Origin of the sequence: Acidisoma sp. (assembly GCF_965199065.1) — a bacterium.
Lineage (GTDB): Bacteria > Pseudomonadota > Alphaproteobacteria > Acetobacterales > Acetobacteraceae > Acidisoma.
In genome coordinates, this window is record NZ_CBDAQN010000001.1 from 1,407,641 (window position 1) to 1,434,363 (window position 26,723).

28 protein-coding genes are annotated in these 26,723 nt (G+C 67.1%); 14 read left to right on the forward strand and 14 right to left on the reverse strand.

From position 1 onward, the window contains the following. The first annotated feature begins 32 nt into the window (after positions 1 to 32). On the forward strand, positions 33 to 1,295 hold the full coding sequence (purD, locus tag ACOEQ1_RS06615) for a phosphoribosylamine--glycine ligase (RefSeq protein ID WP_419758401.1): 1,263 nt from the start codon (positions 33 to 35) through the stop codon (positions 1,293 to 1,295). A 40-nt stretch (positions 1,296 to 1,335) separates the two neighbouring features. Here purD and ACOEQ1_RS06620 read toward each other — a convergent pair whose 3' ends face one another. The 3 genes from ACOEQ1_RS06620 to ACOEQ1_RS06630 are packed head-to-tail and all read right to left on the reverse strand — an operon-like array spanning position 1,336 to position 2,766. Then, positions 1,336 to 1,629 carry an AzlD family protein gene (locus ACOEQ1_RS06620; RefSeq protein WP_419758402.1) on the reverse strand — a complete coding sequence of 98 codons (294 nt, stop codon included), beginning with the start codon at positions 1,627 to 1,629 and terminating at the stop codon, positions 1,336 to 1,338. Further along, a complete protein-coding gene (locus ACOEQ1_RS06625; protein WP_419758665.1) occupies positions 1,622 to 2,314 on the reverse strand; it encodes an AzlC family ABC transporter permease in 693 nt (230 codons plus the stop codon). Before ACOEQ1_RS06625 ends, ACOEQ1_RS06620 begins: the two co-directional genes overlap by 8 nt. A gap of 20 nt (positions 2,315 to 2,334) precedes the next feature. Continuing rightward, positions 2,335 to 2,766, reverse strand: coding sequence for a nucleoside deaminase (locus ACOEQ1_RS06630; RefSeq protein WP_419758666.1), 432 nt, complete (start codon positions 2,764 to 2,766; stop codon positions 2,335 to 2,337). Between the two features lie 79 nt (positions 2,767 to 2,845). Between ACOEQ1_RS06630 and ACOEQ1_RS06635 the strand changes: the two genes are divergently transcribed. Genes ACOEQ1_RS06635 through rsmD form a run of 4 tightly spaced genes read left to right on the forward strand, consistent with a single transcriptional unit; the run spans position 2,846 to position 5,275 of the window. Further along, positions 2,846 to 3,238 (forward strand): hypothetical protein, encoded by a 393-nt coding sequence (locus ACOEQ1_RS06635; RefSeq protein WP_419758403.1) that lies wholly within the window; start codon positions 2,846 to 2,848, stop codon positions 3,236 to 3,238. Then, positions 3,235 to 3,948, forward strand: coding sequence for a gamma-glutamyl-gamma-aminobutyrate hydrolase family protein (locus ACOEQ1_RS06640; RefSeq protein WP_419758404.1), 714 nt, complete (start codon positions 3,235 to 3,237; stop codon positions 3,946 to 3,948). The genes ACOEQ1_RS06635 and ACOEQ1_RS06640 overlap by 4 nt, the downstream gene beginning before the upstream one ends. Then, positions 3,945 to 4,721, forward strand: a complete 777-nt coding sequence (locus tag ACOEQ1_RS06645) for a pseudouridine synthase (protein ID WP_419758405.1) — start codon at positions 3,945 to 3,947, stop codon at positions 4,719 to 4,721. Before ACOEQ1_RS06640 ends, ACOEQ1_RS06645 begins: the two co-directional genes overlap by 4 nt. Then, entirely contained in the window at positions 4,718 to 5,275 is a 558-nt protein-coding gene (gene rsmD, locus ACOEQ1_RS06650; protein WP_419758406.1) for a 16S rRNA (guanine(966)-N(2))-methyltransferase RsmD, read from the forward strand. Before ACOEQ1_RS06645 ends, rsmD begins: the two co-directional genes overlap by 4 nt. On the opposite strand, the gene ACOEQ1_RS06655 is transcribed toward rsmD, so the two are convergent. The 3 genes from ACOEQ1_RS06655 to ACOEQ1_RS06665 all read right to left on the reverse strand — a co-directional run bounded on the left by ACOEQ1_RS06655 (position 5,272) and on the right by ACOEQ1_RS06665 (position 7,661). Then, positions 5,272 to 5,934, reverse strand: coding sequence for a class I SAM-dependent methyltransferase (locus tag ACOEQ1_RS06655; RefSeq protein WP_419758407.1), 663 nt, complete (start codon positions 5,932 to 5,934; stop codon positions 5,272 to 5,274). The two genes, rsmD and ACOEQ1_RS06655, sit on opposite strands and share 4 nt — an antisense overlap. A 69-nt stretch (positions 5,935 to 6,003) precedes the next feature. Continuing rightward, a complete protein-coding gene (locus ACOEQ1_RS06660) occupies positions 6,004 to 6,645 on the reverse strand; it encodes an NUDIX hydrolase (RefSeq protein WP_419758408.1) in 642 nt (213 codons plus the stop codon). Further along, positions 6,642 to 7,661, reverse strand: coding sequence for a bile acid:sodium symporter family protein (locus tag ACOEQ1_RS06665; protein WP_419758409.1), 1,020 nt, complete (start codon positions 7,659 to 7,661; stop codon positions 6,642 to 6,644). Before ACOEQ1_RS06665 ends, ACOEQ1_RS06660 begins: the two co-directional genes overlap by 4 nt. Positions 7,662 to 7,827: 166 nt before the next feature. Between ACOEQ1_RS06665 and ACOEQ1_RS06670 the strand changes: the two genes are divergently transcribed. The 3 genes from ACOEQ1_RS06670 to ACOEQ1_RS06680 all read left to right on the forward strand — a co-directional run bounded on the left by ACOEQ1_RS06670 (position 7,828) and on the right by ACOEQ1_RS06680 (position 11,819). Next, positions 7,828 to 10,290 (forward strand): hypothetical protein, encoded by a 2,463-nt coding sequence (locus ACOEQ1_RS06670; RefSeq protein WP_419758410.1) that lies wholly within the window; start codon positions 7,828 to 7,830, stop codon positions 10,288 to 10,290. 42 nt (positions 10,291 to 10,332) lie between these two features. Next, a complete protein-coding gene (locus tag ACOEQ1_RS06675) occupies positions 10,333 to 10,716 on the forward strand; it encodes a hypothetical protein (RefSeq protein WP_419758411.1) in 384 nt (127 codons plus the stop codon). A 362-nt stretch (positions 10,717 to 11,078) separates the two neighbouring features. Further along, on the forward strand, positions 11,079 to 11,819 hold the full coding sequence (locus ACOEQ1_RS06680; protein WP_419758412.1) for a hypothetical protein: 741 nt from the start codon (positions 11,079 to 11,081) through the stop codon (positions 11,817 to 11,819). Positions 11,820 to 12,179: 360 nt separating this feature from the next. Here the strand turns inward: ACOEQ1_RS06680 and mfd are convergent, their stop codons facing one another. Together mfd and ACOEQ1_RS06690 are read right to left on the reverse strand one after the other, a co-directional pair. Beyond that, positions 12,180 to 15,623, reverse strand: a complete 3,444-nt coding sequence (gene mfd / locus ACOEQ1_RS06685) for a transcription-repair coupling factor (RefSeq protein WP_419758413.1) — start codon at positions 15,621 to 15,623, stop codon at positions 12,180 to 12,182. After that, positions 15,620 to 15,904, reverse strand: a complete 285-nt coding sequence (locus tag ACOEQ1_RS06690) for a succinate dehydrogenase assembly factor 2 (RefSeq protein ID WP_419758414.1) — start codon at positions 15,902 to 15,904, stop codon at positions 15,620 to 15,622. Before ACOEQ1_RS06690 ends, mfd begins: the two co-directional genes overlap by 4 nt. On the opposite strand from ACOEQ1_RS06690, the gene recG reads away from it, so the two are divergent. Then, a complete protein-coding gene (gene recG / locus ACOEQ1_RS06695; RefSeq protein WP_419758415.1) occupies positions 15,903 to 18,008 on the forward strand; it encodes an ATP-dependent DNA helicase RecG in 2,106 nt (701 codons plus the stop codon). The genes ACOEQ1_RS06690 and recG overlap by 2 nt on opposite strands. After that, positions 18,005 to 18,463: an NUDIX hydrolase gene (locus tag ACOEQ1_RS06700; protein WP_419758416.1), complete on the forward strand. Its 459-nt coding sequence runs from the start codon at positions 18,005 to 18,007 to the stop codon at positions 18,461 to 18,463. The genes recG and ACOEQ1_RS06700 overlap by 4 nt, the downstream gene beginning before the upstream one ends. Before the next feature lie 26 nt (positions 18,464 to 18,489). Here the strand turns inward: ACOEQ1_RS06700 and ACOEQ1_RS06705 are convergent, their stop codons facing one another. Beyond that, a complete protein-coding gene (locus ACOEQ1_RS06705) occupies positions 18,490 to 19,068 on the reverse strand; it encodes a bactofilin family protein (RefSeq protein ID WP_419758417.1) in 579 nt (192 codons plus the stop codon). Positions 19,069 to 19,410: 342 nt separating this feature from the next. On the opposite strand from ACOEQ1_RS06705, the gene ACOEQ1_RS06710 reads away from it, so the two are divergent. Then, on the forward strand, positions 19,411 to 20,388 hold the full coding sequence (locus ACOEQ1_RS06710) for an adenosine kinase (protein ID WP_419758418.1): 978 nt from the start codon (positions 19,411 to 19,413) through the stop codon (positions 20,386 to 20,388). 48 nt (positions 20,389 to 20,436) lie between these two features. Here ACOEQ1_RS06710 and ACOEQ1_RS06715 read toward each other — a convergent pair whose 3' ends face one another. From ACOEQ1_RS06715 to ACOEQ1_RS06735, 5 genes are all read right to left on the reverse strand, one after another. Next, positions 20,437 to 20,922 carry a septal ring lytic transglycosylase RlpA family protein gene (locus ACOEQ1_RS06715; protein WP_419758419.1) on the reverse strand — a complete coding sequence of 162 codons (486 nt, stop codon included), beginning with the start codon at positions 20,920 to 20,922 and terminating at the stop codon, positions 20,437 to 20,439. Between the two features lie 289 nt (positions 20,923 to 21,211). Next, a complete protein-coding gene (gene phoB / locus ACOEQ1_RS06720; RefSeq protein WP_419758420.1) occupies positions 21,212 to 21,937 on the reverse strand; it encodes a phosphate regulon transcriptional regulator PhoB in 726 nt (241 codons plus the stop codon). Positions 21,938 to 21,995: 58 nt separating this feature from the next. Further along, positions 21,996 to 22,721 carry a phosphate signaling complex protein PhoU gene (gene phoU / locus ACOEQ1_RS06725; protein WP_419758421.1) on the reverse strand — a complete coding sequence of 242 codons (726 nt, stop codon included), beginning with the start codon at positions 22,719 to 22,721 and terminating at the stop codon, positions 21,996 to 21,998. Positions 22,722 to 22,729: 8 nt separating this feature from the next. Further along, positions 22,730 to 23,545, reverse strand: a complete 816-nt coding sequence (pstB, locus tag ACOEQ1_RS06730; RefSeq protein ID WP_419758422.1) for a phosphate ABC transporter ATP-binding protein PstB — start codon at positions 23,543 to 23,545, stop codon at positions 22,730 to 22,732. Positions 23,546 to 23,745: 200 nt separating this feature from the next. Further along, positions 23,746 to 24,396 carry a peroxiredoxin gene (locus ACOEQ1_RS06735; RefSeq protein WP_419758423.1) on the reverse strand — a complete coding sequence of 217 codons (651 nt, stop codon included), beginning with the start codon at positions 24,394 to 24,396 and terminating at the stop codon, positions 23,746 to 23,748. Positions 24,397 to 24,783: 387 nt separating this feature from the next. On the opposite strand from ACOEQ1_RS06735, the gene ACOEQ1_RS06740 reads away from it, so the two are divergent. From ACOEQ1_RS06740 to ispD, 3 genes are all read left to right on the forward strand, one after another. Next, complete coding sequence (locus ACOEQ1_RS06740) at positions 24,784 to 25,452, forward strand: HAD family hydrolase (protein ID WP_419758424.1); 669 nt, start codon at positions 24,784 to 24,786, stop codon at positions 25,450 to 25,452. A gap of 142 nt (positions 25,453 to 25,594) precedes the next feature. Then, positions 25,595 to 26,005, forward strand: coding sequence for a hypothetical protein (locus tag ACOEQ1_RS06745; RefSeq protein ID WP_419758425.1), 411 nt, complete (start codon positions 25,595 to 25,597; stop codon positions 26,003 to 26,005). Between the two features lie 25 nt (positions 26,006 to 26,030). Next, a complete protein-coding gene (ispD, locus tag ACOEQ1_RS06750) occupies positions 26,031 to 26,723 on the forward strand; it encodes a 2-C-methyl-D-erythritol 4-phosphate cytidylyltransferase (RefSeq protein WP_419758426.1) in 693 nt (230 codons plus the stop codon).

Here is a 26,723-nt window from a genome sequence, read left to right on the forward strand (position 1 = left end):
CCGCTTCTTGAAGCAGCGGCGAGGATCGAGGGATGCGCGTTCTGGTGGTGGGCTCAGGCGGCCGCGAACATGCTTTGGTGCGGGCCATCGCCCAAAGCCCGATGGTGACGGCGCTGTTCTGCGCGCCGGGCAACCCCGGCATCGCGCCGCTCGCGACCCTGGTGCCGATCCCGGCCGCCGATGTCGACGCGCTCACGAGCTTCGCCGCTGCCAACGCCATCGACCTTGTGGTTCCGGGTCCGGAGGCGCCGCTCGTCGCCGGCCTCGCCGACCATTTGGCCGCACGCGGCGTGCGCTGTTGTGGCCCGAGCGCCGCCGCCGCCCGGCTGGAGGGCAGCAAGCAGTTCGCCAAGGAGGTGGCGGACGCCGCCGGCATCCCGACCGCACGATGGGAAGCCTTCACCGACAGCCACCACGCGCTCGACTTCGTCCAGCGGCGCGGCGCGCCGCTCGTGGTGAAGGCCGATGGTCTCGCGGCCGGCAAGGGTGTGGTCGTGGCACAGACGGTGGCGGAGGCGGAGGCCGCCGTCATTGCCTGCCTGCGCGACAAGGCGTTCGGCCACGCCGGGGCGACGGTCGTGATCGAGGAATGTCTGGTGGGTCACGAGGTCTCTGTCTTCGCGCTCTGCGACGGGCGCGACGCGATCTTTCTCGGCGCCGCGCGCGACTACAAGCGCGTGGGCGACGGCGACATCGGGCCCAACACCGGCGGCATGGGCGCGATCGCGCCGCCGCCCGGCTTCACGCATGACACGCAGGCGCTGGTGATGGAGACGATCATCCGCCCGGCGCTTGCCGAGATGGCGCGGCGCGGCATGCCGTTCACGGGCATTCTCTTCGCCGGGCTGATGCTCACCGAGCAGGGGCCGAAGCTCATCGAGTTCAACGTCCGTTTCGGCGACCCCGAGGCCGAGACGCTGCTGCCGCTGCTGGCGAGCGACCTCGTGCCGGCGCTCGTCGCCGCCTGCCAGGGCGACATTGCGGGTGCGACTTTGACATGGCGCGCCGAGGCATCCGTATCCGTGGTCATGGCGGGGGCCGGGTATCCGAACGCCTACCAGCGCGGCAGCGTCATCGGCGGGCTGGAGCGCGCCGCGGCGGGTGATGAGGTTTCAGTGTTTCACGCCGGCACCCGGACGGATGGCGACAAGATCGTGGCGGATGGCGGCCGGGTGCTCGTGGTCAACGCGATGGCGCCGAGCCTCGTCCAGGCGCGCGAGCGAGCCTATGCGGCGGTGGACGCAATCGTTTGGCCCGAGGGTTTCTGCCGTCGCGACATCGGCAGCCATTTCTGACGCTCATTGTGCAGTCAGTCGCGGAGTTCCCTCCCATACGTCAGGCGAAGTGACGCAGCAGCCAGATTGCGGCGATGCCGCTTGCCATCGTCACCGGCAGGTTTCGCGTCACGATGGCGACGACAAGCGCGACAATTCCCGCGCCCCACTCCCTGGGGCCTCCCGACAACAGTGAAACCGTCACCAGGGATACGATGAGGCAGCCCGGCAGAGCACGCAGCCAACGCGCCCAGGCTCCATGCTGCGGTATGCGCTGCCCGATCAGAACACCGGACATCCGGGTCGCGAAAGTGCCTGCCGTCAGCGCAAGTATGACGACCCAGGTTTCATCCATTGCGCGAGAACGCGGCCGCCGTCGCCCCGGCCGCTCCACCTATGATCAACGTCCATGATGGCGGAAGGCCGCCAACACGGATCGACACCGCAACAATGACGACGGCGGTCAGCCAAGGCATGAGGTCGCTGCGGCCTTTCCAGAGCGAACGGGCAATCGCGATGAAGGCGGCTGTGAACGCAAAATCCATCCCCAGCGACTTCGGGTCAGGAATAGCCCGCGCGAAGATGACACCGGCCATGGTTGCGAGCGGCCAGATCAGCAGCAGGCAGACGCCAGCGCCGACGAGATACCAGAACCCGGTGGGCCTGCCCTTCGCGCGCTGCGCCAGCATGAGCGCCCAGTTTTCATCCGTCGTCACATGAGCGCCGAGCACGATCTGCCACCAGGGGCGGCCCGCATACACTTCGTGGACCGAAGCGGTCACGAGGATCAACCGCAGGTTGAGGGCTAATCCAGCGATGACGGCCGCCACAGCTCCCGCGCCTGCGATCATTTGCTGGGCGGCAACGATCTGCGAGCCGCCGGCGAACACGATCAGCCCCATGACGCCGACCTTGATCGTGTTGAAACCGGCCTGCGCGGCAAGCAAACCGAACGCCAGACCGTAGATGACGACGCCGACGGCCAGCGGCGATACATCCCGCGCCCCCAGCAAGGCGCTGCGTAGCGGTCCATGCGGCATGCCCACGCGTGTTCTGCTCCCTATCGGCGTTCGCTGAAGAACGCCCGCAGCAGATCGCCGCATTCCACCTCGCGGACCCCGCCGATGACTTCCGGGCGGTGATGGCAGGATGACGCCGCAAAGACCCGCGCGCCATGCTCCACGCCGCCGCCTTTCGGGTCATAGGCGCCGAACACCAGTTTCGCGATCCGGAAGGCGCTGATCGCCGCCGCGCACATGGGGCACGGCTCCAGCGTGACGACCAGCGTGCAGTCGGGAAGCCGGGCGGAGCCCCGCGCCCGCGCCGCCGCCCGCAGCGCCAGCATCTCGGCGTGGGCGCTCGCATCATGGTCCGCCTCGGTGCGGTTGCCGGCGGCGGCCAGCACGGCGCCCGAGCCGTCCAGCACGACGGCGCCCACCGGCACCTCGCCACGGGCGGCGGCGGCCCGGGCTTCCCGCAGGGCGAGTTCCATCGGCGTCATGCGGCTTCTTGCCTGCTGGCAGACCGCGGGTCCAGTGGACCCGGTCGCTCTCTCATGGCATCTGCCTCTCATGGCAGTACGACCCGACAAACCGACCCCCAGCACCATCCAGCGGCCGCTCTCCCTCGCGGTCATGGACCTCCACCGAGCCCTCCTCCAGGCGCAGGCGCGGGAAACCGGGCTCGCCGGCAATCCCTACAAGCTTCTCGGCGCCGTCATGGAGGACCTGCGTTTCGCCTGGCTGCGCGCCTTCAGCGACCTCATCGTCGCGATGGACGAGGCCGGTGACCGGGGTGAACTGCCCGATGCGGGCGCCCTCGCCCCCTACGTCGCCAGAGTGCGCGGCCTCGTCGCACCGGGCACCGAGGCCGCGGCACGCATAGCGGCACTCTCCCCCACCACGCCGGACATCGCCGCCGCCCACGAAAAGATCAGGATCGCGCTGTCGGACTTCCCCGAATGACGCGCCGTCCGCTGATCGGCATCACGCTGGATAGCGAGGCGCCGGGCGGCTGGTCCCGCTACCCCTGGTATGCTTTGCGCCAGAACTACGCGGCAGCGGTGGCGGAGGCCGGCGGTCTGCCGATCGCCCTGCCGCACGACCCGGACCTCGCAGCCGACTGGCTCGACCGGCTGGATGCTCTGATCGTCACCGGCGGCGCCTTCGACATCGACCCCGCGATGTACGGCGAGGGCGACCGGCACGAGACCGTGGTGCTGAAGGAGGGCCGCACGGCCGCCGAACTCGCCCTGCTGCGCGGCGCGCTCCAGCGGGACAAGCCGGTCCTCGGCATCTGCGGCGGCGAGCAGTTGATGGCGGTCGCGCTCGGCGGCACACTCATCCAGCACATCCCGGACAGCATCCCCGACTGCGTCGCCCATGAGCAGAAGACGCGGCATGACGAGCCGGGACATCCGGTGACGGTCACGGCCGGGTCGCGGCTCGCCCGCATCACCGGCACCGGGCGGATGATGGTGAACACCTCGCACCATCAGGCGGTGCGGGATGCCGGTCCGGGCGTTCTCGTCAACGCCGTCGCCCCGGACGGCGTCGTCGAAGGCATCGAGGACCCGCGCCACCGCTTCTGCCTCGGCGTCCAGTGGCATCCGGAGTTCCACACCGATCCCGGCGACGCGCTCATCTTCCGCGCGCTGGTCGAGGCCTGCCGATGACTGAGGAACCGAATGAGGACGCGCCTCCCGAGGTGCACGGGACTGAGCGGGGCGAGCGCATCGCCAAATGGGCGGCGCGGGCCGGTGTCGCCAGCCGGCGCGACGTGGAGAAGATGATCGCCGAGGGCCGCATAAAGCTCAACGGCGTGAAGCTCGACCATCCGGCGAGCTTCGTGAGCGAGGGCGACACCGTCCACGTGGACGGCAAGATCGTCGATGCGCCGTCACGCACGCGGCTCTTTCGCTACCACAAGCCTGTCGGGCTGATGACGACGCACAAGGACCCCGAGGGCCGTCCGACGGTCTTCGAGAAATTGCCCCCCGGCCTGCCGCGGCTGATCAGCGTCGGGCGGCTCGACCTCAACAGCGAGGGGCTGCTGCTGCTCACCAATGACGGCGCGCTGGCGCGGCTGCTGGAGCGGCCGGCGACCGGCTGGCTTCGCCGTTACCGGGTGCGGGTGAACGGCTTTGTCGACGAGCCGGCGCTCGCCGCGCTGGCGAATGGCATCACGATCGAGGGCGAGCGTTACGGCCCCATCGATGCGGGTCTCGACAGCCGCAAGGGCGACAACTCCTGGCTCACGATCGCTTTGCGCGAAGGCCGCAACCGAGAGGTTCGTCGCGTCATGGCGCATCTGGGTTTGGCCACCTCGCGGCTCATCCGCATCGCCTACGGCCCGTTCCAGCTTGGGCTGCTGACGAAGGGATCTGTCGAGGAAGTGCCGCCCAAGATCCTGCGGGACCAGATGCCCAAGGACCCGCCAAAGTCTTGAGGATCATCGCCGGGCGTTACAAGGGCCGGCGGCTGACGGCACCACCTGGGGCGGATACGCGGCCAACCTCCGACCGCGCGCGTCAGGCCTTGTTCGACATGCTGATGCACGCGCCCTGGGCCGAGGGGGCCCTCACCGGCGCGACCGTGCTCGACGTGTTCGCCGGCACCGGGGCGCTGGGCCTGGAGGCGCTGTCGCGTGGAGCGGCCTCCGCCACCTTCATCGAGAGCGGCCGCCCGGCAGCGGCGGCGCTGCGGGCCAATATCGCGGCCTGCGGTGCCGAGAGCCTGTGCCGCGTCGTCGCCGGCGACGCGCTGAAGCCACCGCGCGGAACGGCCAGCGGGCTGGTCTTCTTGGACCCGCCCTACGGCCAGGGTCTCGTCCCCCGGGCGCTCGCGGCGTTGGCAAAGACTGGATGGATCGTCGCCGGCGCTCTCCTCATCGCCGAGGTCGGCGTCGCGGACCCGGCACCCACGGATGCGCCGCTGCTCGCGGAACGGCGCTTCGGCGCGGCGCGGATCTGTGCCTGGAACCAGCCGGACGGGACCGGTTAATTCGCGGGCCGTTCCAGCAGCGTGATCCGGTCCGTGTCGGGGATCTTCGCCCACTGCATCGCTTCGGTCTGGAGAATTCGCAGACCGGCCTCCTGAGCAAAAAACTCGAACAGTGCCAGCGTCATGTGATTGCGCGCGTTTGGATTGAGCCCGTAGTGACGGCCAGGCGTGCCGGTGTCGGGCGCGTAGAGGTTGGCGTGATGCAACAGCGCCCGCCCTCCCGGAACCAGGACGCGGGCCGCGTCCGCGAGATAGCTCCGGACGATATCGGGGCTGAAATGAACCATCGCATCGTAGCAGAAGATCGCGGTGAGGGTCGCCGCCGGTATCGGCTGAAAGTCACAGCCGGAAATCAGGATGACCGTGGCCTGGGCGAACATGCCGATCCGCTCGGCCGTGAACGCGACGTTTTCCTCCAGCACATCCAGGCAGTAGAGCGCCTCCACCCGATCCCCATAGCGCCTCAGGAGTTGTTCTGCGTGCCGCCCGTGACCGCAGGCGAGTTCCGCGCACCGCTTCAGGTCGAGCTTGTCGAAGTATGGCTTGAAGACGAACCGGTCCTCCCAGAAGAGGAACGTCCATTGCTCGGCATGCTCATAGTACGGGCTGCCGACCCAGGCCTCCTTAACGACCTCGATCGACTGGAGAATATCCGTCACTCGGTTCAGCCTTCGCGGTTCCGGACCTCATTGTTAAAGCAGATCGATGCCGTTCTGAAGAAAAGACTTTCACTCGAACTCGGTCGGCAGCGCTGGATTGCGATGATGCGCGAACATCCGGGCGATCTGTGCGGGCAGCACCCGGCCGGAAGACAAATCCGCAGGCACCTCGCCCTCGGCGAAGAATGCGACCTCGCTCGTCTCCAGGCTCGTCGCAGACGCTCCACCCGTGATCTCGCAGAGGAAGAACAGCTTGGTGATCGAGAACAGCCCCGCCGGGCGATGCCCCTGGGCCGCGCGATCCCAGCAGGCCGCGAGCTTCACGACACGGACGACGTAGCCGGATTCCTCCAGCACCTCACGCGCCACGCACTGTGCAGGCGTCTGGTTCACATCCGCCCACCCGCCCGGCAGCGTCCACCGGTCATGGTCCGCCGCCTCGCGCACCATCAGGATGCGCCCATCGGCATCGAAGGCCGCGCCCCGCACATCGAGCTTCGGCGTCGCGTAGCCGCGCTCGGCCCCGAACAGCGCCTCCAGAGCCCCCGCCGCGCCATCCGTCCGCGCGGCGATCATCCGCGCCGCCAACGCGGTCAGCGCGTGATACCGCTCGATGTCATACGGGTCCTTGGTGAAGGCGAGGCCGGACTGCGCCGTCGCCTGGATTTCCCGCGCCCATAGCAGCCAGTCCGGCTCGGTCCCACCGCTCACTCGGCGGCCTGCGCGGCGATTCCGCGGGCTTCCGCCGCCTCATGTTGCCGGGCGTAGCGCTTCGCGAGCACCGCGCAGACCATCAGCTGCATCTGGTGGAAGATGATGAGCGGGAGCACGATCAACCCGACCGTCGAGGCCCCGAACAGCACGTTGGCCATCGGCACGCCGCTGGCGGCACTCTTCTTCGAGCCGCAGAAGACGATGGCGATCTCCTCCGGGCGGGCAAACCCCAGGGCGCGGCTGCCATAGGTCGTTATCAGCAGAACCAGCGCTAAAAGGATGCCGTTGGAGACGATGATTTCGGCAAACCCGGAGAGTGGCAGCTGGTGCCAGATGCCGCGCATCACGGCGGCGCTGAAGGCGGTGTAGACGACCAGGATGATCGACCCGCGGTCGGTGAATTTGAGGATGTTCCGGTTACGCGCCGCCCAGTCGGCGATCCAGGGCCGCAGCAACTGCCCGAGGATGAAGGGCAGCAGAAGCTCAAGAAAGATGCCGCCGATGGCGCCGAAGCCACCGCCATGGCCGCCGCCCTGGGCGCCATGGGTCTTCAGCAGCAGGCTCGCCATGATCGGCGTCACGATCACGCCGATGAGCGTCGAGAAGGTGGCGGCGCAGATCGCCGCCGGCACGTTTCCATGGCCGATGGAGGTGAAGGCGATGGAGGACTGCACGGTCGAGGGCAGCAGGCAGATGTAGAGCAGCCCGATCAGCATGGGCGGGCTGATGAGGTGCGGGAACAGCGCGCGGAAGCCGAAGCCCAGGATCGGAAACACGATGAATGTCGAGGTCAGGATGACCGCGTGCAACCGCCACTGCCTGAGGCCGGAGATCACCGCGTCCCGCGACAGTCTGGCCCCCTGCATGAAGAACATGACGGCGATGGCGAGCGTCGTGAGCCAGCTGAAGATCACGGCGCCCTCCCCATGGCAGGGGAGGAAGGAGGCGATGACAACGGTCGCGACGATCGCGAGGGTGAAGCCATCGGGCAGGAATTCTATCAAGCGCTGCATGGCCCCATCCTAACCTTGCAGCGGCGGCTGGGTGAAGAGACCGCAGGGACGGCGGGCGGCCATGCCCGCCCTTCGGGGCCCGTAGAGTTGTCGGCCAAGGCCGGCCTTTGCTTGTCGCCTCATTCCGTCCCCGGTAAGGTAAACCAAACAAAAAAGGGGGATGTTGATGAGGGTTTCCCGGCGTTCTCTCATCGTCGCGGCCCTTCTATCGGCGCCCGCGGCCGGGCTCTCTCTGCCTGCTCTGGCGCAGCCCGCCGGCGCACCATCCGGCGCGACGCCCCTGGCCACGGCTTGGCCACATACCATCGATGTGAACGGCGCCGCCGTCACGGTCTATGAGCCGCAGGCGATCGACTGGCCCAACCGCGCCACCCTTCGCGCCCGCGCGGCCATCGCCATCACCCCGCCGGGCAGCGCCCACCCCATCCTCGGCACGATCGAGCTTTCCGGCAGCACCGAGGCCGATACCGCCAACAACGTCGTCTATTTCGAGCGACCGACGCTGCTCTCCTCGAGCTTCCCGGCGCTCGACACCAGCCATGCCTACCAGTTGCAGACCCGCATCGCGGCCTTCCTGACGACGATGCCGGTGAAGATCATCCCGCTCGACACCATCCTGCTCAGCCTGAACGAGGCGCCGGTGACCGCGGCGCCGGTCAACAACGCGCCGCCGGCGATCTACTACAGCGCCCAGCCGGCAAGCCTTCTGGTGTTCGATGGCGATCCGGTCATGGCGCCGCTCGCCTCGACCGGCCTCAGCTATGCCGTCAACACCAACTGGGACGTGATCCAGGACCCGTCGACGGGCGGCGCCTGGTACTTGCTGAACAACGGCAGCTGGCTCGTGGCGCAGGCCTATACCGGGCCGTATGAGCCGGCCGGACCGCTGCCGCCGGCCTTCTCCCGCATCCCTGACGACGCCGATTTCGGTGCGATTCGGAAGGCCGTGCCGGGCCACCCGCTGCCGCCGGGGACAGTGCCGGTGGTCTTCGTCTCGACGAAGCCCGCCGAGATCATCGTGACCGCCGGGCCGCCGGCCTACCAGCCGGTGCCGGGAACTGCGCTCAGTGCGGTAACGAACAGCGGCTCGGTGCTGTTTCTCTACAAGCCCACCAGCACCTTCTACTATCTGGTCTCGGGGCGCTGGTTCTCGGCCGCGAGCCTCTACGGCCCCTGGACCTTCGCGACCCCGAACCTGCCGGCGGATTTCGCGCAGCTTTCACCGACCGGGAGCTACGGCAACCTGCTCGCAGCCGTGCCCGGCACCGCGGCGGCGCAGGCCGCTGTGCTGAAGGCGCAAATCCCGACGCAGGCGACGCTCTCCCGCAAGGCGGCGACCATCACCGTGACCTATGCCGGCGCGCCTAACTTCGCGCCGATCCCAGGCACGACCATGCGCTACGCGACCAACACGCCCTTCCAGGTCATCGACGTGAACGGGCTTTTCTACTGCTGCTATCAGGGCGCCTGGTTCGTGGCTCATGCGCCCACAGGACCCTGGGCACTGGCGACCAGCGTGCCGCCGGCGATCTACACAATTCCGCCCTCGAGCCCGGTCTATAACGTGACCTACGTGCGGGTTTACGGCTCGACACCGGCAACGATCACCTACGGCTTCACCTCGGGTTATGTGCTGGGCTTCGTGACCGCGGGCGTGCTGGCCTACGGCACGGGCTACTACTACCCGCCCTATGTCGTGCCGGGACGGGTGCCAGCCTACTTCCCCTACCCATACTCCTATGCCGGGAACGTCCACTACAACACGGCGACCGGCGCGTGGGCGAGCACCGGCACGGTCTACGGCCCCTATGGCAATGCGGCGACGGGCGGCGCTGCCTACAACCCGAACAACGGCGCCTATACGCGCGGAGGCGCTGTCTACGGCCCCTATGGCGGCGCCAGCGCGTGGTCGCGCTACAATCCCTCCACCGGCACCTACTCTCATGGCAGCGCGAGCTGGAGCAACGGCAGCGGCACGGCCCGTGCCTCTGCCTACAACCCCTATACGGGCCGCTCCGGCAGCACGACGCAGAACGCCAACCCCTACGCGCGCTGGGGGTCGAGCACCGCCAGCGGTCCGAACGGCACGGTCAATACGGCGAGCGGGAGCAACGCGCGGGGATCGGCCGGCGGGTTCACTGCGAGCAACGGCGCTCAAGGTGCGGCGGTGCACGGGAATAACGGCAACAATGCCGGCGCGGTGAGAACGGCGAACGGCAACGTCTATGCCGGGGCGGATGGCAACGTTTACAAGAAGACTGATTCCGGCTGGTCGAAGTACAATAACAGTTCGGGTTCCTGGCAGGCGACGCAGCCACCTTCGGCCAGCAGCGCGCGGAGCAACGCGCAGACGAACCATCAGAACTACTCGGCGCCGGCGACGCGTCAGAGCTATGGCTCGTCGAGCACGCAACGACCCGGCACGTCGAGCTATCAGCGCCCGAGCACGAGCAGCTACCAGCGACCGAGCAGTTACCAGCAGCCGGGCATGAGCGGCAACGGCTGGGGACAGCTCAACCGGGATCAGACGGCGCGGCAGTATGGCGGCTACAACCGCGGCGGTTATGGCGGCGGTTACGGCGGCAGAGGCGGTTATGCGGGCGGCGGCGGGCGGCGTTTCGCGCGGTAGGAACAGGCAGAGACGCTAGCAATCAACACGTTCGAGGATGCCATGACGCGCATATTGTTCATTGGCCAGAAGCCCGAGACCGTGGACTTCTCAGATCCCGCTCTGCCGCCGGGTTTCGATGCGGACAAGATCAACGCCGGGATCGCTGTCGCCGTCGAGAAGATCGAGGAGCGGGGCTGGCAGGGCGACACCTGCATGATCATGCCCGACGAGACAGCCGGTCCCACGATCGAGAAGCAGTTGTCGAGCGCGCATTACGATTGCGTGGTGATCGGCGGTGGTCTCAGGATCCCGCCGAAGAGCCTTGCGTTGTTCGAGCGTGTGATCAACGTCGTCCACAAGGCAGCGCCTCACGCGGCGATTGCTTTCAACACCAAGCCCGAGGACACGGCCGAGGCCGCCGCCCGTCAGCTTGGGGTGGGTTGACCGCGCGAGGTTCAATGCCGGCTCTGGCTGAAATGGTTGGAAACCGCACTGTCTGGGCTTCTGGCGGGTGCTGGGTTAGCAGACTCTCGGCATCGGGCTAAGATTGGTCGAAAGCCGACTGGCTGCTTTGGAGAAGCATATCAGAGACAGTAGACATACCGTAGCTACCAATGCCGGCAGCCTTCGACCCAGGCCATGAGACACAGAAAGTAGTGATGCGCAGCTGTTCGTATCCGCAGATCTTACCGGCGTCACCGTCCGCATCTGCGTCCAACTCAGAGAAGCGAACATTTTGAATTGCGTAACCATGGGATCTCAGACGTGGGCGCTGGAAAAAAGTCTGAGCTGTAGAGGACTGCCCTGTGAGCCGATCTTTGCCTACGCCATTCCCGAAGCGCGAACGGCTAGCAGAGCGATTTAGGCGCGCGATCCTCACCGTGCCGGAGGCACAGGAACTTGACGAGACCGCCGAGAAGCTTCACGGCGTCAAGTTGGCCGACTATGCCCTGCCTCGCCACAACGTGATAGTAGAGCAGAAGGAGATAAAGGTTCAAACCGACGCCCGCATAACAAAACTTGAAGCGGAGATGTACCGCTTGGGACTGATTTACGGATTTGATCCAGCAGTAACAGAGCCAGTAGAAATCGACCGCATGATTACAGGAAAACACGACCGCTTTGAGAACAACAAAGTCTATCTCAGCGCATTGCGGTTTGTAGAGGAAGATCTTTCCACCGCGAACCGGCAAATTCGGGATACGAAAGATCGGCTCGGAATGGCGTCTGCCGGCGGACTTGTCGTGATGATCAATGAGGACGCAGGAGAATTCTCTGTGCACGTTATTGGATTTGCTATCGCTCGTCTGTTGCGGAAGCGCAAATCAAGGACCGAGCGGCGACTCTCCCACATCAACGGAGTTCTTCTTTTTCAAAACAGACCCATTGCTGGGCCCCGTGCAAACGTAATTTGTTTCCATAGCGCTTACACAATCCCGTCAATAGACCGCTTCGCCTACGAGTTGATGTCTCTCTGTACTGGCGGTGCACCAATCGAGTATGGTCGTGTGGATGCCGCAAACAATGCTCGAATTTTTCTCCTATAGACACGTTCAGCAACGTGTCCGGTAGTCGATCGCACAGTGTGATGTCGGCTTCGGAACAACCCGAGACAGCCCTCGATGACCGACATTGGGCGCAGAGCCGTCGGTCGAGCCGCTGTTTGAACGTCCATTATCGACCATCGCGCGCTTGCCGCTGTACGGCAGGAATGGGTCGCTAGCGAACAATGAGGAGACAGTCCCACTACTTGCTCAGCGCCACCTGCGGCCGAGTGCTCGACGGCCCCTGACCCAAGGAGAGCCGTTGCCTATCAAACTCGGGACCGTCGCTAAGCCGCCTTCGCCTCTCCCAACCTCGGGACCGTCGCTAAGCCGCCTTCGCCTCTCCCAACCTCGGGACCGTCGCTAAGCCGCCTTCGCCTGCCCCACCAGCCGAGACAAGTTCCCCAGCACGTCCTTCGCCACCTTGATCCGGCGGCTCACATCCATGTCGCCCGACATTACCAGCTTGTGGTCCGGGCGCAGCCGGATCGCGCCCCCGCGCGACCCGATCCAGGGGATCAGCCCGGCAGGATTGCTGAACGAGTTGCCGCGGAAGCTCAGCACCATGCCCTTCGGCCCGGCATCGAGCTTCTCCACACCCGCCTCGCGGCACACCCGCTTCAGCGTCATCACCTGAAGCAGATTGTCGACCTCCTCAGGCAACGGCCCGAAACGATCCACCAGCTCGGCCGCCATCGCCTCCGTTTCCTCGGCGGATGACAGCGCACCAATGCGCCGGTAGAGGCCTAGCCGCACCGGCAGGTCCTTCACGTAGTTCTCCGGGATCAGCACCGGCAGGCCGAGTGCGATCGTCGGCGTCCAGTCGCGCTCGCTCGCACGGCTCTTCTTGCCCTTTTCGGCGCGAAGATCGGCCACCGCATCCTCCAGCATCTGCTGGTAAAGCTCGATGCCGACCTCGCGAATATGCCCGGACTGCTCGTCTCCCAGCAGATTGCCAGCGCCACGAATATCCAGGTCATGCGAGGCGAGCGTGAAGCCCGCGCCGAGCGTGTCGAGCGTCTGCATCACGTCGAGCCGCTTCTCCGCTGCCGCCGACAGCCGATGGTTCGGCGGCCACGTTAGATACGCGTAACCCCGCTGCTTGCCCCGCCCGACGCGCCCGCGCAGCTGGTAAAGCTGCCCAAGCCCGAACAGATCCGCCCGATGAATGATCAACGTGTTCACCGCCGGCATGTCGAGCCCGCTCTCCACGATATTCGTCGAGAGCAGCACGTCATACTTCCCGTCGCCGAACTCGGTCATCACGCGCTCGAGTTCGGTTGGCGCGAGCCGCCCATGCGCCTCGACGACACGAAGATCCGGAACGATCTCCTGCAGCCGCTTGCCGACGCGCTCCAGATCCTCGATGCGCGGCACGACGCAGAATATCTGGCCGCCACGGAAGCGCTCGCGCTGGATCGCCTCGCGCACGACGAGCCCGTCGAACGGCATGATGAACGTCCGCACCGCCAGCCTGTCGACGGGTGGCGTCGCGATGATGCTCATCTCCCGCACGCCCGTCAGCGCCAGTTGCAGCGTGCGCGGAATAGGCGTCGCCGTCAGCGTCAGCACATGCACGTCGGCCTTCAGCGACTTCAGACGTTCCTTGTGCGCTACACCGAAATGCTGCTCCTCGTCGACAATGACGAGGCCCAGGTCCGAGAAGGTGATGGACTTCGCCAGCAACGCATGGGTGCCGACGACGATGTTGATGTCGCCCGACGCGACCCCTGCCCGCACAACCGCCGCTTCCTTCGCGGTCACCATGCGGGACAGCTGCGCGACCTTCACCGGCAGGCCCGCGAAGCGCGCGGAGAAGACCCGGAAGTGCTGGCGCGCCAGGAGCGTTGTCGGCACAACGACGGCCACCTGAGAGCCGGACATCGCCGCCACGAAGGCGGCACGCAACGCGACCTCGGTCTTGCCGAAGCCGACATCGCCGCAAATCAGCCGGTCCATCGGGCGGCCGATAGCCAAATCCTCGAGCACGTCGGCAATCGCACGGGATTGGTCCTCGGTCTCCATGAAGGGGAAGCGGGCGCAGAACTCGTCCCACATGCCCTCGGCGGGGGCGAGGCTCGGCGCTTCGTGCAACCGCCGTTCGGCCGCGATCCGGATGAGCCCCGCCGCCATGTCGCGAATGCGCGTCTTGGCCTTCGCCTTGCGGTTCTGCCAGGAAGCGCCGCCGAGCTTGTCGAGTGCGATGCCCGCCGTCTCCGCGCCGAAGCGCGACAGCATCTCGATATTCTCGACCGGCAGGAACAGCTTGTGCTCGCCGTCGTACATGATGCGCAGGCAATCATGCGGCGCGTTGTTGACGTGGATGGTCACGAGCCCGTCGTAGCGCCCGATGCCGTGGTCCTCGTGCACGACGAGATCGCCCTCGGCGATGTCGGTCGCCTCGGCGATGAACTGGTCGGCGCGCTTGCGTTTCCGGGGCGGACGCGCAATCCGGCGCCCCAGCAGATCCTGTTCGCCCACGACCGCCATGCGGTCGCCAATGAAGCCGCGTTCCAGGCCGAGCGTCACCAGCGCGATGGCCTGCGGCGGCAGGGCGCGCACCGCATCCGCGTTAGCCGCCACCTTCATCTGATCGAAGCCGTGTTCGCGCAGCAGCGCGCCGAGGCGGTCCCGCGAGCCATCCGTCCAGGCCGCGATCACCAGCCGCTTGCGGTCGCGCGCCCAGTTCGCGGCGGCCTCACGCAGCTTGTCGAACACATCCGGCTGCATGTCGCCGCCGGGCGCGAAGATCGGCGCCGGCCGTCCGCCACCATCGACGCCGGTCGCATGTTCCGGCTTGGCGAAAGGACTGAAGGCGAAGCTGCCCACTTGGGCCAGCATCGCGTCCCACTCCTCGCCGCTCAGATAGAGCCGCTCGGAGGGCAGCGGCCGGTATGGGGTCTCGCCATCGCGCGGCACAGCGCGCCGAGCATGGTAGTGGTCGGCGACGAGTTCGAGCCGCGATTCCAGCACCTGTTCGGCCTGATGGTCGAGCGCCACCGAAACTCCGGGCATGTAGTCGACCAGCGTTTCCATGGCGTCATGGAACAGCGGCACCCAGTGCTCCATGCCGGCATGGCGGCGGCGGTCGGAGATCGACAGATAGATCGGGTCCTCGGCGGCGGCTGCCCCGAACAGTTCCCGCCAGCTCGTGCGGAAGCGCGCGACGGACTCGGGGTCGAGCGGCACTTCGGACACCGGGTGCAGGCTGAGGCCGGTGACCGTCTCGCCGCTGCGCTGCGTGTTGGGGTCGAACCGGCGCATGCTCTCGATGCTGTCGCCGAACAGGTCGAGGCGGATGGGTTCCGGTTCGCCCGCCGGGAACAGGTCGACAATGCCGCCGCGCATGGCGAATTCGCCCGGCTCCATCACCGTCGCGGCGCGCGCATAGCCATGCGCCTCGAGGTAGGTCGCCAGCGCTTCGGGCGCGATGTCGCCGCCCGGCGCCAGCATCAGGCTCGATCCCTTGAACATCGCGCGCGGGGGCACGCGCTGGACGAGGCCATTGACCGTCGTCAGCAGCACGCCGCGCTTGAAGCGGCCCGGCGCCAGCTGCGCCAGCGCTGCTATGCGCTCGGAGACGATGGCGGGGTTAGGGGAGACGCGATCGTAGGGCAGGCAGTCCCAGGCCGGGAAGCGCAGCACCGGCAGTTCGGGCGCGAAGAAGGCCAGCGCCTCGGCCATCCGCGCCATGCGCTGATCGTCCCGCGCGACATGGATGATGGGGCCGTCGGCTTCCAGCGCGCGCCGCACGAGCAGTGCCGCGTCCCATCCATCGGGCGCGCCGTAGACGGTGAGACCGCTCATCGTCCCGCCGCATCCACCATCGCGCGGAGCATCGGGCTGTCCTGGTCGGGCGGCACGGGTTGACGGCGGGTCAGCCACTCGGCCAGATCCGGTTCTGACAGGTCGAGGAGTCGCTCGACCTCGGTCAGCTCGTCCGGGGAGAAGGCGGCCAGCCGGGATGACACGAAGCCGCCGATCAGCAGATCGAGTTCATGGGTTCCACGATGGGTGGCGCGAAACAGGAGACGCCGCCGCCGAGGATCGGAGTGGGGCGGCTCGGGATCAGAAACGGGATCGGTCATGGGTGATGCGTCCTATAATCACGCGCTCGCCCGGTGTCAGCCTATGACGACCGATCACGTCGCAATAATTCGCGCGCCACTGACCTACCTTCCCGGCATAGGCCCGAACCACGCCGCCTCGCTCGCGCGTCTGGTCGGCGGCCCGACGCTCCGCCACCTCCTGCTGCACATGCCCGACAGCACCATCGACCGCCGGCAGAGGCCGCGCCTCGCCGATGCCAGGCCCGGCGGCATTGTGACGCTCGAAGTCGAGGTCGTTCGGCACGACAAGCCGCGCAGCCGCGCCCAGCCGTGGCGCGTGGTCGTCACCGACGGCTCAGCCTTCGCCGACATCGTGCTCTTCCATCAGGCGCGGCTGAGCCAGATGCCGCTCGGCGCCAGGCTCATCGTGTCGGGCAAGCTCGAACGCTTCAACGACAAGCTCACCTTGCCGCACCCCGACTACGTGCTGCCCGTGGAGCGCGCTTCGGAGATGCCGGAGATCGAGCCGGTCTGGCCGCTGACGGCGGGCGTCAGCAACCGGCTGGTGGGCCGCGCCATGGCGGGCGCCCTCGCCCGGCTGCCCAACTTCCCTGAGTGGATCGAGCCCTCGCTGCTCACCCGCCGCCGCTGGATCGGCTTCACGGCGGCACTGAGGCGCGTGCAGGCGCCGGACACCGACGACACGGCGCGCGAGGCCGCCCGCACCCGCCTTGCCTATGACGAGCTTCTCGCCGAGCAGATCGCCCTCGGGCTGCGCCGTCTCGCGCGCCACAAGCGCCCGGGCCGCTCGCTGACGGGGGACGGCCATCATCGGGCCGAGGCGCTGCGGCGCTTCGGCTTCCAGCCGACGGGCTCGCAGATCCGCGCGCTGGCGGAGATCGACGCCGACATGGCCTCGCCGCGGCCCATGCTGCGGCTGCTGCAGGGCGATGTCGGGTCGGGCAAGACGCTGGTGGCGCTCATGGCGATGCTGCGCGCCGCCGAGGCCGGCACCCAGGCGGCGCTCATGGCGCCCACCGAACTTCTCGTGCAGCAGCACTGGCGCACGCTCTCGGCGCTGTCGCCGGTGACGGTCGGGCTCCTCACCGGCTCCGTGCCACCCGCCGACCGGCGCGGCATATTGCGCGGTCTCGCGGATGGCTCCGTGCCGCTTGTCATCGGCACCCACGCGCTGTTTCAGAAGAGCGTCGAATTCCGGGACCTCGGTCTCGCCGTGATCGACGAGCAGCATCGTTTCGGGGTCGAGCAGCGGATCAGCCTAGGCGACAAGGGAAACGCCACGGACGTGTTGGTAATGACGGCAACGCCCATTCCGCGCTCGCTGCGGCTCACCCAATATGGCGAGATGGATGTGAGCCAGCTCACCGAAAAGCCGCGGGGACGCGGCCCCGTCCGCACCACCATCCATCCCATCGCGGCGATGTCCGACGTGATTGCCGGTCTCGCCCGCGCGCTCGATCGCGGCGCGCGCATCTACTGGGTGTGTCCGCTCGTGTCGGAGAGCGAGGCGAGCGATCTCTCCGCCGCGGAAGATCGTTTCGCCATCCTGCAGAAGCGCTTCGGCGGCACAGTGGGTCTCGCCCACGGCCGGCAGGACCCAAAGCTGCGGGAGGCGGCGCTGGCCGATTTCGCCGCGGGACGCATCCGGCTTCTGGTGGCGACGACAGTGGTCGAGGTCGGCGTCGATGTGCCGGAGGCGACGGTCATGGTCATCGAACATGCCGAGCGCTTCGGGCTCGCCCAGCTCCACCAGCTGCGCGGGCGGGTCGGGCGCGGGTCGGAGGACAGCTTCTGCCTGCTGCTGCACGAGGATGGTCTGACGGCGGTCGCCCAGGCGCGTCTGACGCTGCTGCGGGACACGCAGGACGGCTTCGAGATCGCGGATGCCGATTTCCGGCTGCGCGGGCATGGGGACGTGACGGGCACCAAGCAGTCCGGCCAACCCGGCTACCGCCTCGCGGATATTCCGGGGCAGGACGCATTGCGGGAGGTCGCGGCCAAGGACGCTGCGCTCCTGCTCGACCAGGACCCGACATTGCAGACGCCGCGCGGCCAGGCTGCGGATTGCCTGCTGCGCCTGTTCGACAAGGAGGACAGCGTGCGCAAGCTGATCGGCGGATGACCGCCGCCCCAAACGGGCGGGAGTACCCGGCGCGGCCCCTGGTCGGCATCGGCATCGTGGTGCTGAAGCCGCCGCACGATGTGCTGTTGATCCGGCGCGGCCGCGCCCCGATGCTGGGCCGGTGGGGCCTGCCGGGCGGCGGTCAGGAACTTGGCGAAACCGCCGAGGCCGCGGCACGGCGCGAGTTGCTGGAGGAGACGGGCCTTGCGGTGGGCGAGTTGCGCCTCGCCGGCAATGTGGACAGCATCGAGCAGGATGCGGAGGGTCGCATCCGCTTCCACTACACGATCCTGGACTTCGCGGCGCTCTGGTCAGGCGGCGAACCGAAGGCCCTGTCGGACGCCGCCGACGTGACCTGGGCCGATCTGCGGGCGCTCGACGGCTACGACCTCTGGAGCGAGGCGCACCGCATCATCGCCCTTGCCCGTCGCGCCTTCGGGGTGGAGACCGGCTGAGACTACCGGTCCTCCATCCAGAAAGATCAGCCGCTGAAGCTGTTGGCGCCGACCGGCACTTCCGGCTGGCTGAGGTCGGACAGCGGCGACGATGTCGGAGACGGCGCCGCCGGCGGCACGCCCGCGGCGACATGCGCGTCCGTCAGCATCTCGATCTGGCCGGTCAGTTGCCCGCCATCCTCGACCTGAAGCCGACGGCAGCGCGCGCGGCCCAGAACGCTGCCGCTCGAGCGCACGATCAGGCTTGTCCGGGCGGTGATCACCCCGTCGATCGTGCCGGCGATCTCGGCCTCCTCGACTTCGATCTCCCCCTTGAAGATGCCGCCATGGATGACCGAAAGCTCGGCGGCGCGGATCGTGCTGGCTTCGACGGTGCCTTCGACGACCAGGCGCTCGGCGTCGTTGATCGTACCGTGCAGGGTGATGCCGCGCCCGACGACGAGCGTGCGGCGCTCGCTGGGGTCGGAGGAAGGTGCTACAGGGCGCGGCGGCGCCTGGAGTCCCGATGCCTGAAGTCCCGGCGACGGGTTCATTCCAGGTCGCGGTGGCGCGACCGGCATGTTCGGGACGCTGGTCGGATTGGGGGCGAAAGGCGGTCGGGCCATCGTTGTTGGGTCCTTGTCCGTGAGCGGCGCGGGTCGAAAGGGCGGAACGCCAAGGCCGCTATCCGTCGGCTGAGTAGCCGCAGAGCTACCAACAGGTGGTTGGGCAGGCAAGCTCGGGGTCTGCGCCGCGGGGGCGCCCTGCTGGATCTCATCCTCTGGTCGGTTGCTGCGGCGTTTGAACACGTTATGCTCGTTTCCTGCCTTGGCGAAGCAGCGGGCGTATCATGAACCTATCAACACGAACAACCCGCCGCGGTCATTTTGTTAACGCATTGCGTGCAACTCCCGGTTTGCAACACCAGACCGCCACTGCTACGCGCAAGCATCAGGTGAGGAGAACGCATGAATTCCGCCCGTTTCGACATCCTCGGCATCGGCAATGCAATCGTCGACATTCTTGCCGAGGTCGATGATGAATTCCTCGCCGAACAGGGCATGATCAAAGGTTCCATGGACCTTATCGATGCGGAGCGCACCGACAAGCTTTACGCGCTGATGCCTCCGGCGGTGCAAACCAGCGGCGGCTCGGTTGCCAACACCGCCGCCGTCGCCGCGCAGATGGGCGTGCGGAGCGCCTTCATCGGCGTCGTATCGGATGACGAGTTCGGCCACATCTTCCGGCACGACATCACCTCGTCCGGGGTGCACTACGTCACCCCGCCCGCGCCGCCCGCGCTGCCGAGCGCACGCTGCCTGATCATCGTCACGCCGGACGGGCAACGTACGATGAACACCTTCCTTGGCGCCTCCAGCTCGCTGCATCCGGACTATCTCGATGCCGAGGTCATTGCGGCCTCGGCGATCGTCTATCTCGAAGGCTTTTTGTTCTACGTGCCAGATTCGCGAGAGTCTTGCCTCGTCGCGGCGCGCCTGGCGCATGAGGCCGGGCGGCGTGTCGCCATCAGCCTGTCGGACTTCCTGTGCGTGGAGCGCAACCTGGAGGCGTTCCGCGCCATGGTGCGGGACCATGTCGATATCCTCTTCGCCAATGAGAGCGAGCTCGCGGCGCTGACAGGCCTCGATGATTTCGAGGCGGCAGCGGAGGTCGTGCGCGATCAGGTCGAACTCGCGGTTCTCACCCGGGGCGCGCGTGGCAGCGTCATCCTGCGCGGTGGCGAGCGAGTTGAAGTGCCCGCCGAGCCGACAGAGGTCGTCGATACGACCGGCGCCGGAGACGCTTACGCGGCTGGGTTCATGGCGGGACTGGTAGCGGACGCGCCGCTCGCCGTCTGCGGGCGATGGGGGTCGCGGGCAGCGGCGGAAACCATCCGGCGTCTGGGCGCGCGTCCGCTGGGAGACCTGTCCTACCTGCGCGGCTAGCGATCCGGCTCGTTTTGGTAGCGTGACGCCGGGCGATGCGGCGCGGCGTCAGTTTCCTGTCGCGGGGCCAGGGACTGCCCCCGCGCCCGCCATGACCGCGCCGTTGGCCTGAGGGACGGCGACAGGCGCCACGACGACGGGGACGATGCCTTCTCGCTTGCTGATCCCAAGCTGCGAGGCCGTGGCTCGTGTCACGTCGACGACCCGACCGCCGACGTAGGGGCCATGATCTTCGACCGTGACGAGCGCGGTGTGGCCGTTCTGGAGGTTCGTTACTTTAGCGACCGTTCCGAGCGGCAAGGATTTGCTCGCGGCGGCACGGCTCCTCTGGTCGAAGGCACGCCCGTTCGCCATCTTCCGGCCCTGGAAGCGGGGCGCATACACCGACGCTTTGCCCAGTTCCTTGCGCCCGGAATGGTCCTCGACGATATGGCGCCCATTGGGCGGACGCACCGCCGGCTCCCGCGCAAGCCTGTGTGCCCTGAGTTGCACCTGCGGGTCGCTGGTGTCGATCGCCGCAATGCCGGCGGGCATGGCTGCGGATTTTGATGTGTCACTAACGGAGTGCGATGTTCCGGCGTAGGCGACAGGGCCCGCCAACATGCACATCAACGCCGCGATCCCGCCGCAGAGGCGGGACAAGCCTATAAAGCCGTCAGTAACGGGACGAAGTTCCACAACAATCTCCTCACCGGGGTGAGGATTTTATGGAACCCGATCAAGCAATAAAGACATCTATCGGGCTAGATCGTGTGGGCATCCGGCGGATGTTTCGCCCAGGATCGCTCGCCGCAATGGTCTTCAAGAACGCCAGATCTGGCCCTTAGGCTTGTTCGGTGTCGAGCGCATAACCCGCAGCCCGCACCGTCCGTACTACGTCCAGCTCATCCGGCGCATTGATCGCCTTGCGCAGCCGGCGGATATGGACATCCACTGTCCTGGGCTCGACGTGGATGCTCGGGCCCCAGATCGCGTCCAGCAGTTCCTCCCGCGAGAAGACGCGGCGCGGCCGCTGCATCAGGAACTCCATCAGCCGGTACTCGGTCGGCCCCAGATGCAACTGCCGCCCGTTGCGGCTGATGCGGTGCGCCGCGAGGTCGAGCACGATGTCATGAAAACGAAGCTCGCCTTTCGCAGGCACGGTGTTCGACCGGCGCATGAGCGCCCGCATGCGGGCCACCAGCGCCTCGGTGCTGAAGGGCTTGGTCACGTAGTCATCGGCACCGGTATTGAGGCCGCGGACCGCGTCCTGGTCCTCGCTCCGCGCCGTGATCATAATGACCGGCAGTTCCCGCGTCGCCGGGCGCCGGCGGAGTTGCCGGCACACTTCGATGCCCGAGAGGTGCGGCAGCATCCAGTCGAGCAGCACCATGTCGGGCTTGAGCTCGTTGATGCGGGTCAGGGCCTCTTCGCCGTCCCCGGCTTCCTCGACCCGGAAGCCCTGCTTCTCGAGATTGTATCGAAGCATCGTCATCAGCGCCGCCTCATCCTCGACGATGAGGACGAGCGGTTTGTTCGCGGTCGTAACGCTATCTGGAACCACAGTCATTATTCCTCGCCATCAGGCGTTCTGCTCTCAGGCGTTCGGCAATCAGGTCACGCAACCCTCAGGCACCGAGGGAGCGATTGGGCGTGAAGCTACTCTCGCCCTTGGGCCGTTCGGTCGGTATCGCCGAGCCGGTGATCGAGTAGTGCACGGTCTCGGCGATGTTCGTCGCGTGGTCGCCCATCCGCTCCAGGTTCTTGGCAATGAACAGAAGATGCGTGCAGGGCGTGATGTTGCGCGGGTCTTCCATCATGTAAGTGATCTGCTCGCGAAAGATGGCCGAATAGACATCATCGATCATGATGTCGGAGCGCCAGACCTCGAGCGCCCGCTCGGCATTGTCCTCGCCGATCGCATCCACCGTGATCTTCAGGTTCTCCTGGACAAGCCGGCACATGTGGCCGATGCCGCTCAGCGTGTAGGGCGCCGCCATCTCGTTCAGCACCAGGCTGCGCTTGGCGACGTTGGCGGCGTAATCCCCGATACGCTCGAGGTCGCCGCTGATCTTGATGCTCGCCACGATCATGCGGAGGTCCGCCGCCACCGGCTGCCGCAGCGCCAGCATCCGGATCGCGAAGTCGGCGATCTCCCGTTCGAGCGTATCGACCTTCACGTCGTCCTGCACGGCGTAGCCGGCGGCAGTCGAATTATGCTCCATGACAGCGCGGGCCGCATTGGCGGCCTGGGCTTCGACCATCCCGCCCATCTGGGTCACGAGACCACGCAGACGGCTCAGTTCCTGATCGTAGCTTTTCACGATGTGCTCGCTTTCAGACCGTTCGCTCATGCCCAGGGCTACCCGAACCGGCCGGTGATGTATTCCTGGGTACGTCTTTCCTTGGGGTTGGTGAACATCGTGCCGGCGGCATCCACCTCTACCAGTTCGCCGAGATAGAAGAAGGCGACGCGGTCGGCGCAGCGGGCCGCCTGCTGCATGTTGTGGGTGACGATGACGATCGTGAAGTCCTTCTTCAGCTCGTCGATAAGCTCCTCGATCTTTAGGGTGCTGATCGGGTCGAGCGCGCTGGTCGGCTCGTCGAGCAGAAGGACCTTGGGCCGCACCGCGATGCTGCGGGCGATGCACAGGCGCTGCTGCTGCCCGCCGGACATGCCGGAGGCAGGCGCCTTCAGCCGGTCCTTCACCTCATCCCAGAGGGCGGCGCGGGTCAGCGACCATTGCACGCGCTCATCCATCTCCGCGCGCGCCAGCTTCTCGTGCAGGCGGACACCGAACGCCACGTTGTCGTAGATCGACATCTGGAAGGGCGTCGGCTTCTGGAACACCATGCCGACATTGCTGCGCAACTCGTTCAAATCCACGTCCGAACCGACGATGTTCATGCCGTCGAGCATCACCTCGCCCTCGGCGCGCTGCCCGGGGTAGAGGTCGTACATGCGGTTGATGACGCGCAGCAGCGTCGACTTGCCGCAGCCCGACGGCCCGATCATGGCCACGACCCGCTTATCGGGCACGTCGAGGTTGATCGACTTCAGGGCGTGGGTCTTGCCGTAGTAGAAATTGAGGTCGCGGATCGAGATCCGCGCTGCTTTGTCCGCGGCCGAGACCGCCAGAGCCTCTGTCGCCGGTTTCGCCTGCTCCGTCACCGCCATGTGCGTCTGTCCACGATGTTCCGCCGAATCCTACATCAGTCACGGCCGACTGTGGGCGGGAATAGCGGAGGAGCCCCATGCGGACCATGGGCCGCCCGTGAAGGTTTGATGACGGGGTTGAACGCCGAGCCGCAGCCCGGGAGGCCGCGGACCGAGAGGCCGCATGACGCGCCCCCCCGGTTCACCTGAGGCAGGCGACCTTATTTGGCGGCCTTGGGAGGCTCATTGAGATCGACCACGCGCAGATACGGGCGCAGCGTCTTCCAGCCCTGCGGGAAACGGGCCTTCGCATCCTCGTCCGAGAGGCTCGGGACAATGATGACATGCTCGCCCGGCTTCCAGTCGGCGGGCGTCGCCACCTTGTTGCCGTCGGTCAGCTGCAGGCTGTCGATCACCCGCAGGATCTCGTTGAAGTTCCGCCCTGTGCTCGGCGGATAGGTCAGCGTCAGCCGCACCTTCTTGTTCGGATCGATGATGAAGACGCTACGGACGGTGACGCTCGGATCGGCGTCCGGATGCACCATGCCGTAGAGGTTGGAGACCGTCCGGTCGCGGTCCGCGATGATCGGAAAGTTCGGCGCCGTGCCTTGCGTCTCCTCGATGTCGCGCGCCCAGCCCTCATGGTTCTCGGTGCTGTCGACCGAGAGGCCGATGGGCTTCACGTTCCGCTTCTCCCATTCCGGGGCGAGGCGGGCGACGGCCGCGAGTTCCGTGGTGCAGACGGGCGTGAAATCCTTCGGATGGCTGAACAACACCCCCCAGGAGTTGCCGAGGTAGGCGTGCAGGCTGAGGGGGCCGATGCTGCTGTCTTGAGTAAAGTCGGGGGCGATCTGGCCCAGCTGGATGGTCATGAGGGTGCTCCTAGGCATGGTTTCGGGAACCACTTTGCACCTTGGAGAGGGTCAATCAAGCGGTCCGCCCCGGGAGAGACGGGGTGTTCCCGGCAAGCGGCGAAGGGAGACTGTTTGCCTCCCGTTCGGGCTTATCATGCCAAACCCGGCCAGCGGCGACCGATGTAGGGCGAGGCGCATTCCACGTCGCCCTGGCCCTGCGGCATGGGAGCAGCATCGGCGGGCGCGGTTTGCGCTCGCGCCGTGCGGGCGGTAAACGCCCCCTTCGCACCGAGGGTCATTCCCAGAGGCATACCCAGCGGGCCGGCGAGCAACCGGCGACATTTCGCGGCTGGTCGCCGCTCATTTCCATCTTCGCGGACATTACAGGGACGATCGGGCAGCACCATGCGTTTCGACAGCGGACGGCGACTCACGGCGCGGGGCTTCCTGTTCGATATGGACGGGACACTGGTCGATTCCGGTGCGGTCGTCGAGCGCGTCTGGGGCGCCTGGGCACGCACCCACGGCCTCGACCCGGTCGGGCTGATGCCCATCGCCCATGGCCGCCGCGCCATCGAGACGATCCGGATGTTCGCGACCGGCGCCATCGATCCGGAGGAGGAAGCCCGCAAGCTGGAGGAGGCCGAGCGGCACGATCTCGAGGGGCTCTTGCCCGTCGCCGGTGCGCTCGAACTCATCGTCAGCCTGCCGCCCGGCAGCTGGGCACTGGTGACCTCGGCCGACGCGGCCTTGGCGCGCAGCCGTCTCGGTGCCTGCGGGCTTCCGGTGCCGCGCGTCTTCATCACGGCGGAGTCGGTGGAGCGCGGGAAGCCCGATCCCCGCTGCTACCAGCTTGGCGCCGAGGGCCTTGGCCTCCACCCGAGCGATTGCATCGTCTTCGAGGATGCGGATGCGGGCCTTGCCGCCGGCCGTGCCTCGGGGGCGCAGGTGGTCGCCGTCGCCTCCACGCAGTCGAGCGAGGGGCTGGACCGCAAGGGCGAGCTTTGGGTGCCGGATCTGAGCGGCTTGCGCGTGCGGCGCGAGGGGGATCTGTTCCAGCTTTACCATCTCTGACAGGTCCCAAATTCGTGCCCTGGCGGCGTCACTGCTCCGTGACTTTAATCCTGGGCTCGACAATCCTGGGCTCGGCCGCCGGAATTTGGACACGGTTCCTGGAATATCCTCCAATGTCATTCGATGGGTGCGTGAGGGCAGTATGATGGATCACGAGCGACACACGATCCCGCGCCGGACGATCGGGCGGGTCAGGATGGCGGCAGTGGCCGTTCTCAGCGGCGCGGCCCTGCTGGCGGTCAGCGGCGTCGTTGTCCCGAAGCCGGCTCTGGCCTGGTGGCGCGGCGGGGTCTGGATCGCGGGTCCAGGCTACTACCCTTACTACGGGCCGCGGCCCTACTACTATCCGCCGCCGATCGTCGTCGCACCGCCGCCGGTCTACTACGCGCCGCCCCCCGTGTACTACCCGCCGCCGCCGGTCGCTTACCCGGCGGCCGCCCATACCTGCTACGCCCCGTCCCTCACCTGCCCCATGGAAGTTGCACGGGCGCCCGGCGCTGCCTGCTACTGCTCGGATCAAGCCGGCAACCGCGCGTACGGCACCGCCCACTGACCTACAGAACGGCGGCACAGCCCAGATGAAGGTGACGGCGCTCATCGTCTGTGCGGGGCGCGGCACGCGCATGGGTCCGGGCGCGCCCAAGCAATACCGCTCGCTCGGCGGGGTCGCCGTGCTTCGCCACACGGCGCTGGCCTTTCGCCTCCATCCCGCCATAACCGGCATCGCCGCGGTCATTCATCGGGACGACGAGGCACTTTACGAGGCCGCGACGGAGGGCCTCGATCTGGCGCCGCCCATCGTCGGTGGTGCGACACGGGACACGTCCGTGCGTCTCGGGCTGGAGGCGCTGGCGGCGGACCCGCCGGATCTTGTCCTGATCCACGACGGTGTCCGGCCCTTTGTGGCGCCGGAAACCATCACCTCGGTCATCGCGGCACTCGAAACCTCGCCGGCGGCGATCGCGGCGATGCCGGTGTTCGACACGATCAAGTCCTGTGCCGGCGGGCTCATCACCGGCACGATCGACCGAGCGTCACTCTGGCGGGCGCAGACGCCGCAGGGCTTCTCGTTCCCGGCGATCCTGGCCGCGCATCGGCTGGTGGCGAGCCGCCCAACTCTGCCGGATGTTCCGCCGGTGACGGACGACGCCTCGGTCGCCGAAGCGGCCGGCCTTCCGGTGCGCGTGGTTCAGGGGTCCGAGGACGCCTTCAAGATCACGACCGAGGCCGATCTGCGGCGGGCCGAGCGCCATCTGCGCGGCGACGAGTGA

Bases quoted from the DNA above. Each gene is read 5' to 3' on its own strand.
- purD (WP_419758401.1), top strand. From the start codon at position 33: ATGCGCGTTCTGGTGGTGGGCTCAGGCGGCCGCGAACATGCTTTGGTG.
- ACOEQ1_RS06620 (WP_419758402.1), bottom strand. From the start codon at position 1,629: ATGGATGAAACCTGGGTCGTCATACTTGCGCTGACGGCAGGCACTTTC.
- ACOEQ1_RS06625 (WP_419758665.1), bottom strand. From the start codon at position 2,314: ATGCCGCATGGACCGCTACGCAGCGCCTTGCTGGGGGCGCGGGATGTA.
- ACOEQ1_RS06630 (WP_419758666.1), bottom strand. From the start codon at position 2,766: ATGGAACTCGCCCTGCGGGAAGCCCGGGCCGCCGCCGCCCGTGGCGAG.
- ACOEQ1_RS06635 (WP_419758403.1), top strand. From the start codon at position 2,846: ATGGCAGTACGACCCGACAAACCGACCCCCAGCACCATCCAGCGGCCG.
- ACOEQ1_RS06640 (WP_419758404.1), top strand. From the start codon at position 3,235: ATGACGCGCCGTCCGCTGATCGGCATCACGCTGGATAGCGAGGCGCCG.
- ACOEQ1_RS06645 (WP_419758405.1), top strand. From the start codon at position 3,945: ATGACTGAGGAACCGAATGAGGACGCGCCTCCCGAGGTGCACGGGACT.
- ACOEQ1_RS06665 (WP_419758409.1), bottom strand. From the start codon at position 7,661: ATGCAGCGCTTGATAGAATTCCTGCCCGATGGCTTCACCCTCGCGATC.
- ACOEQ1_RS06670 (WP_419758410.1), top strand. From the start codon at position 7,828: ATGAGGGTTTCCCGGCGTTCTCTCATCGTCGCGGCCCTTCTATCGGCG.
- ACOEQ1_RS06675 (WP_419758411.1), top strand. From the start codon at position 10,333: ATGACGCGCATATTGTTCATTGGCCAGAAGCCCGAGACCGTGGACTTC.
- mfd (WP_419758413.1), bottom strand. From the start codon at position 15,623: ATGAGCGGTCTCACCGTCTACGGCGCGCCCGATGGATGGGACGCGGCA.
- recG (WP_419758415.1), top strand. From the start codon at position 15,903: ATGGGTGATGCGTCCTATAATCACGCGCTCGCCCGGTGTCAGCCTATG.
- ACOEQ1_RS06690 (WP_419758414.1), bottom strand. From the start codon at position 15,904: ATGACCGATCCCGTTTCTGATCCCGAGCCGCCCCACTCCGATCCTCGG.
- ACOEQ1_RS06700 (WP_419758416.1), top strand. From the start codon at position 18,005: ATGACCGCCGCCCCAAACGGGCGGGAGTACCCGGCGCGGCCCCTGGTC.
- ACOEQ1_RS06705 (WP_419758417.1), bottom strand. From the start codon at position 19,068: ATGGCCCGACCGCCTTTCGCCCCCAATCCGACCAGCGTCCCGAACATG.
- ACOEQ1_RS06710 (WP_419758418.1), top strand. From the start codon at position 19,411: ATGAATTCCGCCCGTTTCGACATCCTCGGCATCGGCAATGCAATCGTC.
- ACOEQ1_RS06715 (WP_419758419.1), bottom strand. From the start codon at position 20,922: ATGCCCGCCGGCATTGCGGCGATCGACACCAGCGACCCGCAGGTGCAA.
- phoB (WP_419758420.1), bottom strand. From the start codon at position 21,937: ATGACTGTGGTTCCAGATAGCGTTACGACCGCGAACAAACCGCTCGTC.
- phoU (WP_419758421.1), bottom strand. From the start codon at position 22,721: ATGAGCGAACGGTCTGAAAGCGAGCACATCGTGAAAAGCTACGATCAG.
- pstB (WP_419758422.1), bottom strand. From the start codon at position 23,545: ATGGCGGTGACGGAGCAGGCGAAACCGGCGACAGAGGCTCTGGCGGTC.
- ACOEQ1_RS06735 (WP_419758423.1), bottom strand. From the start codon at position 24,396: ATGACCATCCAGCTGGGCCAGATCGCCCCCGACTTTACTCAAGACAGC.
- ACOEQ1_RS06740 (WP_419758424.1), top strand. From the start codon at position 24,784: ATGCGTTTCGACAGCGGACGGCGACTCACGGCGCGGGGCTTCCTGTTC.
- ACOEQ1_RS06745 (WP_419758425.1), top strand. From the start codon at position 25,595: ATGATGGATCACGAGCGACACACGATCCCGCGCCGGACGATCGGGCGG.
- ispD (WP_419758426.1), top strand. From the start codon at position 26,031: ATGAAGGTGACGGCGCTCATCGTCTGTGCGGGGCGCGGCACGCGCATG.